The organism is Bacillus sp. LSHTCR4, assembly GCF_057197025.1.
Map to the genome: position 1 here is coordinate 532354 of NZ_JBXUNO010000001.1, position 14591 is coordinate 546944.

Below are 14591 nucleotides of genomic sequence, written 5' to 3' on the forward strand. Positions count from 1 at the left end.
AATGATGTCGAGGACATTATATACTGTTCGAAAAAAATACATAGTTTTGGAAAAAAATTGAACAAACTTTATTATTCTTGTGAAGCATAATATGGAAAGTGAAACATTTAGAGAATTGCTTAAATAAACGAGAATAGCGCAACATAATAGTATAGAAGGGTAGGTGTGAACCGTTGTGGTAAAAGTACGCAACGGGTAGAAATGGAAAATGAATCAAGAATTTTAATTGTAGACGATGAGGATCGTATTCGTCGTTTGTTGAAAATGTATTTAGAAAGAGAACAATACACAATTGAAGAAGCTGACAATGGTGATACAGCTTTAGAAATGGCACTGCAAAATGATTATGATTTAATCCTATTAGATCTTATGATGCCTGGTAAAGATGGTATTGAAGTATGTAAAGGGGTTCGTGAGAAGAAAGCGACGCCAATTATTATGTTGACAGCAAAAGGTGAAGAAGTAAATCGAGTACAAGGGTTTGAGGTAGGAACTGATGATTATATTGTGAAACCATTTAGCCCACGTGAAGTAGTGCTTCGAGTGAAAGCGGTCTTACGCCGTTCTGTACCAACAACATTCTTTACGCAAGATACAACGACAAAAGATGTTACTGTGTTCCCTCATTTAACAATTGATAATGATGCACATCGTGTTACAGCAGATGGGAATGAAGTGAATTTAACACCGAAAGAGTACGAATTACTATTATTCTTAGCGAAAGCTCCTGATAAGGTGTTTGATCGTGAGCAATTGTTAAAAGAAGTATGGCAATATGAATTCTTTGGAGATTTACGTACAGTTGATACGCATGTAAAGCGTTTACGTGAGAAGTTAAGCAAAAAATCACCAGATGCTGCGAAGATGATTGTTACCGTTTGGGGCGTAGGTTACAAGTTTGAGGTTGTGAACGACTGATGCTTTGGAGAAGTGTAGTAGGGAAGTTATGGATGACCATATTACTTCTCGTTTCGTTTGTACTTGGATTTGTTGCGATTTTACTTTCACAATTTTTTAGAACGTATTATGTTGATATGAGTGAAACTCGGCTTCAAAAAGTTGCAACAAGTGTTTCAGAGTTAATTGAAGAAGGTGCCGATGTAAAAACGATTGAGAATATCGCGTACAAATTCTCTGACCCACTTTCAAGGATCATTATTGTAGAAGATGGTAAAGAAATATCTTCTTCACCGAAACAAGAAGGATTAGTCACTCTTACAATGGATGACTTAAAAGAAGATAAAGAATTAGCGGCTGTGTTTACAGACAAAAAAGAAATTAAGAATAACATTAGAAAAGCCTCTAATAGTAGAAAGAATAAAAATACTGAAAATGATATTATGATTGTTGGAAAACCAGTACAGTCAAAAGATCAAAGTGCAGTGTTTGTATACGAATCTTTACAAGTGCCGATACAAGGCATGGAAAGAACGACTGATTTTATATTCTTATCAGCAGGGATTGCGATTATATTAACAACTTTCTTTGCATTCTTCTTATCTACTCGAATTACAGCGCCACTTCGTAAAATGCGTGAGGTTGCTTTTGAGGTGTCGCGTGGGAAGTTTGATGCAAAAGCTCCTATGGTATCTCAGGACGAGATTGGTGAGCTTGCAACGGCCTTAAATCAAATGGGGAAACAGTTGAAGTTTAATATGAATGCCCTGCAGCAAGAGAAAGAACAGTTAGCTAGTATTTTAAGTAGTATGGCAGATGGGGTTATTACATTAAATCAAGAAGGTGAAGTCGTTGTAATCAATCCGCCGGCTGAACATTTCTTACAAGTTTGGCAAGAAGAAAAAGAGATAGAGCTCAGTAAAAAACTGCCTTCTGAACTTGTTGAACTATTCCATCTCGTTGTAGAAAGCGAACAACAACAAGTGGTTGAAATTAATTTACAAAAAGGTAACTATGTAGTTCTTATGACGCCGCTTTACAATCAAACGAAAATTCGCGGGGCTGTAGCTGTATTGCGCGATATGACGGAAGAACGCCGTCTTGAGAAGATGCGTCAAGACTTTATTGCGAACGTATCACATGAACTTCGTACACCGATGGTCATGCTTCAAGGGTATAGTGAAGCAATTTTAGATGATATTGTGCAAACAAAAGAAGAAATTAATGAGTTTGTTCAAATCATTTATGACGAATCTGTTCGTTTAGGTAAACTTGTAAATGAATTATTAGATTTAGCGCGTATGGAAAGTGGTAATGTAGAGTTACATATAGGTGAAGTTGACATTCACCCTTTCGTTGAAAAAATAGGTCGTAAATTCCAAGGGATTGCAAAGGATAAAGAAGTCGCGTTAACGGTTGACTTCAAAGATCCAATTGAGCAATACCCGTTTGATGCAGATCGCATGGAACAAGTATTGACGAATTTAATTGATAACGCAATACGTCATACGAACGCAGGCGGACATGTAACGCTTGTAATTGATACGAAAAATAATGGTCTTATTTTTGAAGTACAAGATTCGGGCGCTGGTATTCCAGAAGAAGATATTCCATTTTTATTTGATCGTTTCTATAAAGCTGATAAAGCAAGAACACGTGGGAAAAAAGGTGGAACAGGACTCGGACTTGCGATTGCAAAAAATATTGTGCAAGGCCATGATGGGAAAATTGCTGTTTCAAGTGTTGTTGGAAAGGGAACTACATTCTCTGTATATTTACCGAATCGTATAATTTAGATATATGTTTTTAAAGTTGATAATGAATAAAGTTCTACTGTTGTTTATTTTTTTGTAAAATCAATTAAATAAATAATAGTAGAACTTTTTTTCTAACTTAGTCGAATGAAGAATAATGAGAGGGGTGTCGTAAAGCAATGAAATTATATACAAAAACAGGAGATAAAGGGACAACAAGTGTAATAGGCGGCAGAGTGGATAAAGATAATATCCGAGTTGAAGCATATGGCACAATAGATGAGGCGAATTCTCATATTGGATATGCGATGACTAAACTACAAGGAGGGTCTTTCGGAGATATTTACAATGAACTTGAAACGATTCAACATGAACTATTTGATTGCGGGGGAGACTTGGCGATAGTAGGCGAGAAAATTCCTTATAAAGTAAAAATTGAAATGATCGAAAACTTAGAAAATAGGATTGACTCGTATATAGAAGAAGCACCGCCGCTAGAACGGTTTATTTTACCAGGTGGAAGCGAGTCGGCAGCTGCTATTCATATTGCGCGTACAGTTGTAAGGCGAGCAGAACGATGTATCGTGTCCTTGCAAAAAGAAGGAGAAATAAATGAAATTGTTCTAAAGTATGTAAATAGATTATCTGATTATTTATTTGCAGTATCTAGAGTAATAAACGCTCGATTACAAGTAAAAGATGTAGAGTATAATCGCAGTGCAATCGTTTTTCGTGATAAGAAAGAGAAGGAAGTGGAGTGATTCACTTTCTTTTTTTGTATACTTTTTTCTGTAATATACCAAAATAGAGAAGGTATGGTGGTAATTAGAAAACGGAGGATGTATATGAAAGCTCTAAAATATGGCGTCATGTTATTGACAGTACTATTTTTATCTCAATTACATGTGTACGCAGAGGGAAATCAATGGGCATGGCCTGTTGAAGGACAGATAAGTGATTATTTTGGAACAAGGCACGGAAAACATTATGGTATAGATATAGCAGCACCGATCGGCGCGCCTGTGTCAGCTATTCAAGAAGGAAAGGTAACAAAGTCTTATTATTCAAGTAGTTATGGAAACGTTATTTTTATTAAACATGGTGAATATGAGGCTGTGTATGCACATTTAAATAAGAGATATGTAGTTCAAGGGGATGATATTTCAAAAGGAGAAATAATTGGAGAAGTAGGAAATACAGGAGAATCCCGAGGTGCACACTTACATTTAGAAGTTCATCAAGGAAGATGGACGCTGGCAAAAAAGAATGCGATGAATCCATTGCTTGTTTTACATGAACAAAGAAATGAAGCAGTTTCTTCATCGTTATACGTCGTCCAAAAAGGTGATACTCTAGTGAGCATTGCGCGGAAATTTAGAATGTCAGTTAAGGAAATTCAAGAAAAAAATGGGTTGCAACAAGAGCTGATTTATCCAAATCAACAATTATATGTAAAGTAAAAAAAGAGCTAGTTTAACTAGCTCTTTTTTACCAAAAAATAAAGACACATATAAATCCAGAAATAGCTAAGTAGCTATATAAGTAAAATACTTTCGTTCTTGTTTTTTCGTTTGTTCGAAATAGTACAATAGTCGGTTCAATTAAACCGATTGTCAAACAAAGTAAACCAAGAAGCATACAACCGATTGAAATAGAGTACAGGGCGATTTGTGGTCCTTGAAATGGAATCATCCATTTTAATAAAAATGCAATGAGTGCAGTGTAGCAAATGCTGCCGATGTATTTATTCAACGGTGTACCAGAACGGAAACCAGGAAGCTTTTTTAAGAAAGAGCGGGAAACAACTTCAGTTTGTAAAGATGTATGCTCTTCGATTATTTTTTGAGCTTCTTTTCCTTTTTGGAAAAGGGATAATATCCAGTTTCGCTCACCTTGAAAAATAAATTGTGAAGTTGTCAAATAATGATCAACCTTCACTTTATTCCAACTCTTCCATGGATGACGCTCACATAATTTTAATTTACTTTCTGTCTTTTTATCATACTGATAAATACTGATGCCATCTTCATCAAAAGCAGCATAGTATGTCTCGCTTGAGAATGTGCCTAAATCAATTGGACAGTAGAAAAGTAATTCTTTTTTTAAGTAAAAGTATTCTTTTCTTAAGTTTTTTTTCATTGTTTCTCGAATAGAGTGTCTCTTTTCTTTCTTCATGACATTTCCTCCATAATCCAGAAAATGTTCTTATCTTAACAATTCAACATCTTATCACTTTTAATTATATATGACTAGGGGATTCATAGGAGAAATGCCGAATACTAAAAAATATGGGGTGTATTGTAAAATATAATGAATGACTTTGGTTATGTAAAATTAATAACTTATTTTTAATAAGTTACGCTTTTTTTGTTCACAATACGATCATGTTGTTGTATAATGAAGTGGAAAATAGAATATCGGTCTATCTTCGGGGCAGGGTGAAAATCCCGACCGGCGGTGATGAACTATATGTGATTTTGTTCTAAGCCCGCGAGCCGTTAAGGCAGGATTTGGTGTGATTCCAAAGCCGACAGTACAGTCTGGATGGGAGAAGATGGAGGTTCAAGCGTTCAAAAAAGATAGGTGTTTGAACGTCTGTTTGATGTGCCTTAAATTCTCCCTTTGTGTAAAACACAAAGGGTTTTTTCGTTCTATGAAAAAGTAGGCATAGCAGAACCTTTCCACTTTCCATGAGATGATCGATGGAAAAGGAGAGAGAAAGATGAAACAAAAAAACAGTGTAGTGCAGATGGTGAGTGTAGCGATGCTAAGTAGTATTGCATATTTACTGATGATGTTGGATTTCCCATTCCCAGGGCTTCCGCCATTTTTAAAAATTGATTTTAGTGATGTGCCAGCTCTAATTGCTGCGATTATTTTCGGGCCAGTTGCAGGGATAATTGTAGAGGCGATAAAGAATATTTTACATTACGGGATTCAAGGGAGTTTAACGGGAGTACCAGTTGGAGAAATTGCTAACTTTATTGCAGGATGTTTATTTATTGGACCAGCAGCTTTCTTATTTAGGAAGTATCGTACTGTTAAGAGTTTAACGACAGGATTAATGCTAGGGACAATTACAATGGCGCTCATTATGAGTGTATTAAATTACATCATCATATTCCCAGCTTACACTTGGTTTTTAAATTCACCAGCTATGTCTAGCGAAGCGATAAAAACAACGGTTGTAACGGCAATCTTACCATTTAATTTGATTAAAGGAATTGTTGTAACAATTGTATTTGGAGCGTTATTCTCACGCCTGAAAGTATGGGTGTTTGCAAAAATGAAAAATGCATAAATATAAAATAAAACCATTAGTAGTATGTAACTACTAATGGTTTTTTATTAAGGAGACTGAAAATAGAAAACAAAAAATACCCCTCAAATGAATGAGGGGTATTTTTTGAAGTTAATAAAAGACTATTCGAATTTTAAAGCATCGCCGTCGAATGATTCGTCAGCAACTTTGATTGAGTCAGTTGGACAACCTTCAAATGCATCCATCATATCTTCAAGTAATACATCTGGAATTTCAACGATACCTTGGTTATCGTCTAATGTTACGAATGCAATACCTTCATCATCATAGTCATAAATGTCTGGTGCAGCAGCGCCACAAGCACCACATGCGATACAAGTATCTTTATCAACGATTGTATATTTTGCCATCTTTTTTCCCTCCTGATAATATGTATGTGAAAAGCTCGCCATAAAAATTATAACCTTATTGTAAAACGGTTTTTAAAACTTTTCAACATAAAATTATAATGATAATCCTTATCAATTAGAGTGTCAACTAATTTTTGCATTATGTCATAAGATTTTCAAAATACGTAAATGTTATTTCGTTTGGTACAATAGAATATATACAAGTATATATTGCCCATATGATAAGTTTAATGAGTAACGGTAGATGGCACAATCATATCAAAAAGCAATTAAGTTAGATTGAAAGGTGGAAGCGGTAATGCAACTACAATATACTTTATTGTATTGTTTAAAACAATTGAATGGTGAAAGGACCGTTTCTTCTATTTATTATTTATTAAAGGGAAAACGTTCTTCGCAAACATTACAAGATGGAAATATGTTCCGAATTTCTTTTTTGTTTGGAATATATAAATCGTTAAATAGAACTGAATATGATCGTGAAGTTGCAAAGTTGTTGCAAGCAGATTTGATTCAGGAAATACATGAAAATACATATTTGTTAACACCTAAAGGTAAAATGCAGCTACATACATGGGAGGAAGGGTATGCTTTTCCAGCGCATTTACATGGTTTGCACTATGGTGAATTAGGTGAAACATTTTGGAAAAGATTATCTTTAATTATTCAAACTGTATCTAATTTACAACAGAATAATACGAAGTTTATTCCTATTCAACAAGATACAGAAATAATGGTGTGGGTGAAGCGATTTTTAACAGGTATGCCGTATAGGCGAAGTGAATTGGCAAAAAGATTATGGAAAGAAATACATAATCTTTTAGGGAAATGTGATGTGATAGAAGCGACGATTGTAACATATAGATTAACAGGATATGAACGTATCGGTTGTACATTGCAGCAGTTAGCGGAAATTACGAAACGAGATATTTTCAGGGTGTATTTTTTATTTTGGGGTACAATTCATTTCCTTATACAAGAAGTTCGCGATAAAGAAAATGAATTTCCGTTATTAGCTGAGATTATCTCTTATCCAAATGAGAGAGCTGAATTATTTAGTTTATCAACGAAAAAAACATATAATTTTTGGAGGCAAGGGCGCTCATTAGAAGAAATAGCGACAATTAGAAATCTAAAGGTTGCAACGATAGAAGATCATTTTGTTGAAATTGCTTTGCGAGAAAGAGATTTTTCTATCGAGATGTTTATGGAAAAAGAAAAAATAGATAAAATAATAGAAGTAATTGATGCATTACAAACACGTAAGCTACGTGAGTTGAAACAAGCGGTTGGAGAGGGTATCTCTTATTTTGAAGTTCGTCTTGTATTGGCGCGGATGGAGGGTATAAATGAAACTTGAGGAATATTTATATAGGTGGTTTGGATATTCTGAATTTCGTCCAGGTCAAAAAGGGGTAATTACAGATTTATTAGAAGGAAAAGATGTTATAGCGATGCTTCCGACCGGAAGAGGGAAGTCTATGTGCTATCAACTTCCAGGACTCATGCAAGAAGGGACAGTACTTGTTGTATCACCATTATTATCTTTGATGGAGGACCAGGTTACACAATTAAAATACGTTGTGAAAAACCGAGTGATAGCATTTAATAGTTTTCGGACATTACATGAAAAAAGAGAAGCAATGAAAAGATTAGCTTCCTATAAATTTATTTTTGTTTCACCAGAGATGTTGCAGTCGGAATTATTAATAAGAGAATTGAAGAAAGTTCATATTTCATTATTCGTTGTGGATGAAGCTCATTGTATTTCGCAATGGGGTTATGATTTTAGACCAGATTATAAAAAACTAAATGTAGTTATTGAAAATATCGGGTCTCCTACGGTGCTAGCCTTAACTGCAACAGCGACGAAAGATGTACTCCGAGATATAGCAGAGAGTTTAAATTTGGAGAATGTGACGCAGCATGTGTACTCTATTGATCGTCCAAATATAGCGATGGAAGTACAATTTGTGGAGACGATAGAAGAGAAGAAAGAGGCGCTTTTGGAACAGGTGATGTATTTACAAGGGCCGGGGATTGTATATTGTTCAAGCAGAGCGTGGACAGAACGTTTAACGGAATATTTAAGAGGAAAAGGCGTTATTGGTGTCGCTTTCTATCATGGTGGTATGGAACATGAAGAGCGCATGTTAATTCAACAGCAGTTTATGAATGACCAGTTGCAGCTTGTAATATGTACAAGTGCTTTTGGTATGGGAGTAAATAAATCGAATACGAGATATATTATTCATTTCCACTATCCGACTAATATAGCTTCTTATTTACAAGAAATCGGAAGAGCTGGAAGAGATGGTGAACCGAGTATAGCTATTTTACTATGTAGTCCGTTAGATCACGATTTGCCAATTTCAATAATTGAAGATGAATTGCCAAGTCAGTCGCAAATACAATTTTTATTTTCTTTACTACAAGAAAGAATGTTTCAAACGAAAGAATTACCAATAGAAGAGGTAGAAGAAATTTGTTATAATGCAGCAAGATTTAATGAACAATATTGGCGTTTCATCCGCTATCATCTTGAACAGCTTGGAATCATACAACAGAGAAAATTAATGTTAGAGAGCTTGTCAGATGAAATTATGACCAGATTAATAGCTGAAGTAGAAATAAGGCTACGCAATAAATATAGTGAGCTAGAAAACATGAAATCATGGATACAAGTGAAAGGATGTAGACGTGAATATTTGCTGCAACAGTTCGGTTACAGAAAAGAGGGCGAGTTAAAGAATTGCTGCGACTATTGTCATATTACAAAAACAGATTATAAAAAAAGACAAGCGCAACAATCGGATTTCGACTATAATTGGGAAACAGAGTTACAAAAGCTTTTCGGTCTAGAAAAGATGGGGGAATGATGAACATTCAAAGGCATAATATTGAAGATATGAGTCCGAAAGAAATAAGGCTGAATCTGTATATCACACAGTTCATTATTATCGGTATCGGTTGTTTACTAGCATATATACTATTCCGAGATATAAAATCGGTGTATAGTCTGTGGAAATGGGAACCGGTGTCTATACTTATAATAGGTGGCTTGTTAGCGATTGGTATTGTGTTATTAGATTATGTTGCAATGCGAGTATTTCCAGAGTCTTGGTTTGATGATGGTGGTATTAATGATAGGATGTTTCAAGGGATGTCAGTTATGCATCTACTTGTTATTACGTTCATTATCGGCTTTGCAGAAGAATTTTTATTTAGAGGTGTAGTGCAGACGCACTTTGGAATTGTAATAGCGAGTTTCGTATTTGCAGTGTTACATATTCGGTATATAAAAAAGCCATTTTTGTTTTGTTTCGTCTGTTTCATTAGTTTTGTCTTTGGTTATGTATTTGAATGGACAGGAAATTTGTTTATAACAATCTTTGCACACTTTCTTGTTGATTTTATAATGGGACTCCAATTAAGAAAATAAATGGAAGGTGGTGGTGAACAACATGAGGAAACGAATTCCTGATTTTGAAGAGGAATTAGAAGTTGAGCGAGTGGAAGAAAAAGAAGGTTTACCGCCGCGTAGTGAAATTCATAGAAATAAAGAGAAAAAACAAAAGTTTAAAATGAATCATATTTTCGTCCGAGTTTTAACATTTCTATTCATATTACTGCCAATTAGTATCTTATGGTATACAGATAAATATATTCAGGTGAAAAGTGATAGTAATAACGCTGGAAAAAGTGCATTTGAGGTCATTTTTTTTGATTCAGTTAAATCTGAGTCCGAGGCATCATCTGAGAAAGTCGTCACGCATACGGTGAAAGAAGGAGAAACTTTAGAAAGTATAGCGAAGCAATATTTTTCAGATGAAACTGGGATCGAAGTGATTAAAAAGTATAATGATTTACAAAAAGATGAAGTGCATGTAGGTCAAGAATTAAAAATTCCGATAAAAGGTAAGTCCACAAAGCGAGAGAGTTAGTAAAACGTTTACTATAAAAACTGAGGATTATCTTTATGAGGAGGGGAGTAAAAAATATATGATATGGATTATCTTATTAAGTACTCTCGTTTGTATTGGTATTATATTGCTTCTTGTAATGTATACAGAAGCAATGCGTGATACGGTACTAGAACATACTTTAATATTTGAAGAATTTCCGAAAAGTTTTCAAAAAGTAAATGTATTTTTTATATCTGATATTCATAGAAGGGCCATTTCGAATTCGTTAATTGAACAAGTAAAAGGAAGAGTAGACCTTGTAATTATTGGTGGTGATTTAGCGGAAAAAGGTGTCCCTTTATCGAAAATCTCTGCAAATATACAAAAGTTAAGAGCGATAGCTCCTGTATATTTTGTATGGGGAAATAATGATTATGAGATTGAATATCATGAATTAGATGCTTTGTTATTAGAAAATAATGTGAAAGTTTTAGATAATACAAGAGTTGTATTTGAGTCTGAATTAGGAGAGAAAATTTGTTTGCTCGGTGTAGATGATGTTGGTTTGGAACGTGATCGTTTAGACTTAGCGTTGGCTGATTGTAAGGAAGAGGGTTTTCGCATATTAATTAGCCACAACCCTGATATAATAAATAAAATGTCTGGAAAAGAACAAATTTCACTTGTGTTAAGTGGACATACACATGGAGGACAGATCCGATTATTCCCATCTAAAAAATATTTAAAAGGTGGCGTATATAAGCATTCAAATATGACTCTTTTTGTTAGTAATGGGCATGGAACAACGTTGATTCCGCTTCGCTTCCGAGCACCTGCTCAAACACATATTATTACGTTATGCGGAGGGAAATGATGCCAACTCTAAACGGAAAATATAACATAAAAGCTGTTTCGAATATAATTGGAATTCAACCAAGTACGCTTCGTGCCTGGGAAAGAAGATATCAAATTATTGCTCCAAAGCGGAATCATGCGGGGCATCGATTATATACAGAAGAGCATATTCAAATTTTGAAATGGCTAATGGACAAGATTTCTTCCGGTATGATGATTGGACAAGCAGTTCAATTATTAGAAGGGAATCGTTTGCAGAGTAATGTTCAAAATGAAATACATTACGATAGAGAAGTTGTTTTAGTGGACGATTTACTACAAGCTTTGTTAAAATTTGATGAAATTAAAACTTCTGCATTGTTAAACGAGGCTTTTAGTATTTATGCAACAGAAAAAGTTATAGCAAGTATTGTTCTTCAAGTGTCAAATAAATTGTTAACGTTAAAAAATAATAATGAAGTTACAATGGTGCAATTCCAATATGTCGTATCATTTTTACAAACGCGTCTAGGGATGGTATATCATAATGCATCATCGTTTTCTTCTATACACAAAGTTGTCGTGTTAGAAAGTAATATGTTGAAAGGGTTTGTTTTTTCAACGTATTTACGATTAAAAGGATATGAGGTGATATATATTAGGGCAAGCTTAGCGGAAGCTAGTATTTCGTTAGCTGTTGAGCAAATAAGACCTAAATATGTAGTAATCTCTTTTGATGATGGACAAGAACTGAAGAACGCAATGAGCTACGTGGATTTATTGCAAGAAAAAAATGATAACCTTTCTGTTGGGGTTATAGGAGAAATAGGTGCTCGAAATCAGTTGAACATTCAAACAAGCCTAATAGGTGATACGAAAGAAGAATGGGATGATTGGTTAAAAATGTTAGAATAGTTGTTCGAAAAGAACCATCTATTTTCTATTTCATATAATAAAAATTATATTCATTGGTTGCGTAGGGAGGGTATGAGATGAGGCTGGAACGATTAAATTACAATAAGATAAAAATTTTCTTAACATTTGATGATTTATCTGAACGAGGATTAACGAAAGAAGATTTGTGGAGAAATGCACCGAAAGTACAGCAATTATTTCGTGATATGATGCAAGAAGCAAATAAAGAATTAGGATTTGAAGCGGATGGTCCGATTGCAGTTGAAGTATTTTCTCTACAAGCGCAAGGAATGGTCGTAATTGTAACGAAAGAACATCAAGAAGCGGATACAGATGATGAGTTCCGTGATGAGTTTATTGAAATGCAAGTGACTCTAGATGAAAGCGAACATATCCTTTATGAGTTTGCTACACTCGATGACGTAATTAACCTGTCGAATCGTTTATATAACCTTGATGTAACTGGCGGAAAATTATATACGTGGGATGGGCGTTTCTATCTTTGGATGGAAGAAGAGGAGCAAATACAATTACTGAAGGCAGATTTTATAGCTATTTTAGCGGAATATGGTAATCCGTCTACAGCAACTATTTATCGTCTAATGGAGTATGGTAAAGAATTAATGGCTTCTCAAGCAATTGAACAAATACACAATTACTTTGTAAAAAAACAAAACCTTAGCTAATATAACATAGCTAAGGTTTTGTTTTTTTACCTTACTTAAATGTATCTTTTCAAAGTACTTTATATAAGTAAAATAAAAAATATTTAAATATTTAAGTATTTTACTTTTCTAAAAGCAATAAAAGGACTATAATGATAGTGAAAACGCTTGCAACGGAAAATACTTTGTATATATTTGTTAGCGTTTTCTATTGCATTCCAAATTTAACGGTGTATACTAGGCAATGAAGGTTTACTAAACAAGTGAAATTACAGGGGGTTTACTTACTATGGTAGCCGAAAAGGGAACTCAAACAAAAACACAACAACAAAGGGAACAACATTTTGAACTATTGAATTCAACACAAATTGTTATCAGTGAAGCGTTAGAAAAATTGGGTTATCCAAACGAAGTATATGAATTATTAAAAGAACCAGTTCGTATGATGACAGTGAAAATACCAGTTCGTATGGATGACGGGACTGTTAAAATATTTACAGGATATCGTGCACAACATAATGATGCTGTTGGTCCAACGAAAGGTGGAATTCGCTTCCATCCGAATGTAACAGAAAATGAAGTGAAAGCACTTTCAATTTGGATGAGTTTAAAATGTGGTATTGTTGACTTACCATATGGCGGAGGTAAAGGTGGAATTATCTGTGACCCACGTGAAATGTCATTCCGCGAGTTAGAAAGACTAAGCCGCGGTTATGTACGAGCAATCAGCCAAATCGTAGGACCGACGAAAGATATTCCAGCACCAGATGTATTCACAAACTCTCAAATTATGGCATGGATGATGGATGAGTATAGCCGTATCGATGAATTTAACTCGCCAGGATTTATTACAGGTAAGCCGCTTGTATTAGGTGGATCACATGGACGTGAAACAGCAACAGCGAAAGGTGTTACAATTTGTATTCGCGAAGCTGCAAAAAAACGCGACATCGATATTAAAGGTGCACGCGTTGTTGTTCAAGGATTCGGTAATGCTGGTAGCTTCTTAGCTAAATTTATGCATGATGCAGGTGCGAAAGTTATTGCAATCTCAGATGCTTACGGCGCATTGCATGATCCAAACGGATTAGATATTGATTATTTATTAGACCGTCGCGATAGCTTCGGTACAGTAACAAAACTATTTAATAATACAATTTCAAACAAAGAATTGTTAGAACTTGATTGCGACATTTTAGTTCCAGCTGCAATTGAGAACCAAATTACAGAAGAAAATGCTAATGATATTAAAGCGAAAATCGTTGTTGAAGCTGCAAATGGTCCAACAACATTAGAAGCAACTAAAATTTTAACAGATCGCGGAATTTTACTTGTTCCAGACGTATTAGCAAGTGCTGGTGGGGTAACAGTATCTTACTTTGAGTGGGTACAAAATAACCAAGGTTACTATTGGACTGAAGAAGAAGTAGAACAACGTTTAGAAAAAGTGATGGTAAGATCATTTGATTCTATTTATGAAACAGCACAGGTTCGTAAAGTGAACATGCGCTTAGCAGCATACATGGTCGGTGTTCGTAAAATGGCTGAAGCAAGTCGCTTCAGAGGTTGGGTATAATACCATATCATGAGAAAACGTGATTCCTCTCGAGGGAATCACGTTTTTTTGTTGAAGTATTAGAGTGAGGTGGTGCATATGGGAAATGAAATGATGGAACGAGTAGAACAATTAGAAGAAAAGGTTAAGAGGTTAGAGGGAGAACTCGCAAGAACGATGAAAGCCGAAAAAGCAAGTATCGTTCGGGTGTTCGGGGAAGGGCTACTGTTTTTAATATTTGGTGCAGTTGTAGTAGGGCCGATTATTGCCTTTGTAATCACGATTCTTACTTGGTTTGCTGAAAAATAAAATAAAAAATGAAAAGAACGCTTGTTCTATACGAACAAACGTGCTATACTCTCCTTAGATAAACAAAACGGAAATGATTTTAAGG

At 34.9% G+C, this 14591-nt stretch carries 16 protein-coding genes and 1 riboswitch; of the genes, 14 read left to right on the forward strand and 2 right to left on the reverse strand.

What is annotated here, in order from left to right; translation table 11 throughout:
• Positions 1-201 precede the first annotated feature (201 nt).
• The 4 genes from resD (at position 202) to AC2CGR_RS02760 (ending at position 4111) form a co-directional block, all read left to right on the forward strand.
• Positions 202-918: a DNA-binding response regulator ResD gene (gene resD / locus AC2CGR_RS02745; RefSeq protein WP_000426862.1), complete on the forward strand. Its 717-nt coding sequence runs from the start codon at positions 202-204 to the stop codon at positions 916-918.
• Positions 918-2693: a sensor histidine kinase ResE gene (gene resE, locus AC2CGR_RS02750; protein WP_087964712.1), complete on the forward strand. Its 1776-nt coding sequence runs from the start codon at positions 918-920 to the stop codon at positions 2691-2693. Before resD ends, resE begins: the two co-directional genes overlap by 1 nt.
• 137 nt (positions 2694-2830) lie before the next feature.
• Positions 2831-3412 (forward strand): cob(I)yrinic acid a,c-diamide adenosyltransferase, encoded by a 582-nt coding sequence (locus AC2CGR_RS02755; protein ID WP_087964713.1) that lies wholly within the window; start codon positions 2831-2833, stop codon positions 3410-3412.
• Between the two features lie 84 nt (positions 3413-3496).
• Positions 3497-4111: a peptidoglycan DD-metalloendopeptidase family protein gene (locus tag AC2CGR_RS02760; protein ID WP_029440669.1), complete on the forward strand. Its 615-nt coding sequence runs from the start codon at positions 3497-3499 to the stop codon at positions 4109-4111.
• 28 nt (positions 4112-4139) lie between these two features.
• Here AC2CGR_RS02760 and AC2CGR_RS02765 read toward each other — a convergent pair whose 3' ends face one another.
• Positions 4140-4826, reverse strand: coding sequence for a hypothetical protein (locus AC2CGR_RS02765; protein WP_087964715.1), 687 nt, complete (start codon positions 4824-4826; stop codon positions 4140-4142).
• A 245-nt stretch (positions 4827-5071) separates the two neighbouring features.
• Positions 5072-5211, forward strand: a riboswitch (FMN riboswitch).
• A gap of 162 nt (positions 5212-5373) precedes the next feature.
• Here AC2CGR_RS02765 and AC2CGR_RS02770 point away from each other — a divergent pair.
• Positions 5374-5952 carry an ECF transporter S component gene (locus AC2CGR_RS02770; protein ID WP_484480489.1) on the forward strand — a complete coding sequence of 193 codons (579 nt, stop codon included), beginning with the start codon at positions 5374-5376 and terminating at the stop codon, positions 5950-5952.
• Positions 5953-6074: 122 nt separating this feature from the next.
• Here the strand turns inward: AC2CGR_RS02770 and AC2CGR_RS02775 are convergent, their stop codons facing one another.
• A complete protein-coding gene (locus AC2CGR_RS02775) occupies positions 6075-6323 on the reverse strand; it encodes a ferredoxin (protein WP_001151996.1) in 249 nt (82 codons plus the stop codon).
• A 298-nt stretch (positions 6324-6621) separates the two neighbouring features.
• Here AC2CGR_RS02775 and AC2CGR_RS02780 point away from each other — a divergent pair, with 298 nt between their 5' ends.
• The 9 genes from AC2CGR_RS02780 (at position 6622) to AC2CGR_RS02820 (ending at position 14506) form a co-directional block, all read left to right on the forward strand.
• Positions 6622-7683 carry a YpbB family protein gene (locus AC2CGR_RS02780; RefSeq protein WP_087964717.1) on the forward strand — a complete coding sequence of 354 codons (1062 nt, stop codon included), beginning with the start codon at positions 6622-6624 and terminating at the stop codon, positions 7681-7683.
• Complete coding sequence (locus AC2CGR_RS02785; RefSeq protein WP_087964719.1) at positions 7673-9202, forward strand: RecQ family ATP-dependent DNA helicase; 1530 nt, start codon at positions 7673-7675, stop codon at positions 9200-9202. The genes AC2CGR_RS02780 and AC2CGR_RS02785 overlap by 11 nt, the downstream gene beginning before the upstream one ends.
• Positions 9202-9765 carry a CPBP family intramembrane glutamic endopeptidase gene (locus AC2CGR_RS02790; RefSeq protein WP_001025765.1) on the forward strand — a complete coding sequence of 188 codons (564 nt, stop codon included), beginning with the start codon at positions 9202-9204 and terminating at the stop codon, positions 9763-9765. Before AC2CGR_RS02785 ends, AC2CGR_RS02790 begins: the two co-directional genes overlap by 1 nt.
• A 22-nt stretch (positions 9766-9787) precedes the next feature.
• Positions 9788-10267, forward strand: a complete 480-nt coding sequence (locus AC2CGR_RS02795) for a LysM peptidoglycan-binding domain-containing protein (protein WP_087964721.1) — start codon at positions 9788-9790, stop codon at positions 10265-10267.
• A gap of 58 nt (positions 10268-10325) precedes the next feature.
• Positions 10326-11102 carry a metallophosphoesterase gene (locus AC2CGR_RS02800; RefSeq protein ID WP_087964723.1) on the forward strand — a complete coding sequence of 259 codons (777 nt, stop codon included), beginning with the start codon at positions 10326-10328 and terminating at the stop codon, positions 11100-11102.
• Positions 11102-11977, forward strand: a complete 876-nt coding sequence (locus AC2CGR_RS02805) for a MerR family transcriptional regulator (protein WP_484480490.1) — start codon at positions 11102-11104, stop codon at positions 11975-11977. The genes AC2CGR_RS02800 and AC2CGR_RS02805 overlap by 1 nt, the downstream gene beginning before the upstream one ends.
• 77 nt (positions 11978-12054) lie before the next feature.
• Positions 12055-12663, forward strand: coding sequence for a genetic competence negative regulator (locus tag AC2CGR_RS02810; protein WP_001235392.1), 609 nt, complete (start codon positions 12055-12057; stop codon positions 12661-12663).
• Between the two features lie 268 nt (positions 12664-12931).
• A complete protein-coding gene (gene gudB / locus AC2CGR_RS02815) occupies positions 12932-14218 on the forward strand; it encodes an NAD-specific glutamate dehydrogenase (RefSeq protein ID WP_000225176.1) in 1287 nt (428 codons plus the stop codon).
• A 78-nt stretch (positions 14219-14296) separates the two neighbouring features.
• Positions 14297-14506 (forward strand): hypothetical protein, encoded by a 210-nt coding sequence (locus AC2CGR_RS02820; protein WP_087964727.1) that lies wholly within the window; start codon positions 14297-14299, stop codon positions 14504-14506.
• The last annotated feature ends 85 nt before the right edge of the window (positions 14507-14591 follow it).

What these genes read in the sequence shown, in the direction of transcription:
- resE (WP_087964712.1), top strand. Translation starts at nt 918, where the DNA reads ATGCTTTGGAGAAGTGTAGTAGGGAAGTTATGGATGACCATATTACTT.
- AC2CGR_RS02810 (WP_001235392.1), top strand. Translation starts at nt 12,055, where the DNA reads ATGAGGCTGGAACGATTAAATTACAATAAGATAAAAATTTTCTTAACA.
- AC2CGR_RS02790 (WP_001025765.1), top strand. Translation starts at nt 9,202, where the DNA reads ATGAACATTCAAAGGCATAATATTGAAGATATGAGTCCGAAAGAAATA.
- AC2CGR_RS02820 (WP_087964727.1), top strand. Translation starts at nt 14,297, where the DNA reads ATGGGAAATGAAATGATGGAACGAGTAGAACAATTAGAAGAAAAGGTT.
- gudB (WP_000225176.1), top strand. Translation starts at nt 12,932, where the DNA reads ATGGTAGCCGAAAAGGGAACTCAAACAAAAACACAACAACAAAGGGAA.
- AC2CGR_RS02775 (WP_001151996.1), bottom strand. Translation starts at nt 6,323, where the DNA reads ATGGCAAAATATACAATCGTTGATAAAGATACTTGTATCGCATGTGGT.
- AC2CGR_RS02760 (WP_029440669.1), top strand. Translation starts at nt 3,497, where the DNA reads ATGAAAGCTCTAAAATATGGCGTCATGTTATTGACAGTACTATTTTTA.
- AC2CGR_RS02795 (WP_087964721.1), top strand. Translation starts at nt 9,788, where the DNA reads ATGAGGAAACGAATTCCTGATTTTGAAGAGGAATTAGAAGTTGAGCGA.
- resD (WP_000426862.1), top strand. Translation starts at nt 202, where the DNA reads ATGGAAAATGAATCAAGAATTTTAATTGTAGACGATGAGGATCGTATT.
- AC2CGR_RS02755 (WP_087964713.1), top strand. Translation starts at nt 2,831, where the DNA reads ATGAAATTATATACAAAAACAGGAGATAAAGGGACAACAAGTGTAATA.
- AC2CGR_RS02805 (WP_484480490.1), top strand. Translation starts at nt 11,102, where the DNA reads ATGCCAACTCTAAACGGAAAATATAACATAAAAGCTGTTTCGAATATA.
- AC2CGR_RS02780 (WP_087964717.1), top strand. Translation starts at nt 6,622, where the DNA reads ATGCAACTACAATATACTTTATTGTATTGTTTAAAACAATTGAATGGT.
- AC2CGR_RS02785 (WP_087964719.1), top strand. Translation starts at nt 7,673, where the DNA reads ATGAAACTTGAGGAATATTTATATAGGTGGTTTGGATATTCTGAATTT.
- AC2CGR_RS02800 (WP_087964723.1), top strand. Translation starts at nt 10,326, where the DNA reads ATGATATGGATTATCTTATTAAGTACTCTCGTTTGTATTGGTATTATA.
- AC2CGR_RS02765 (WP_087964715.1), bottom strand. Translation starts at nt 4,826, where the DNA reads ATGAAGAAAGAAAAGAGACACTCTATTCGAGAAACAATGAAAAAAAAC.
- AC2CGR_RS02770 (WP_484480489.1), top strand. Translation starts at nt 5,374, where the DNA reads ATGAAACAAAAAAACAGTGTAGTGCAGATGGTGAGTGTAGCGATGCTA.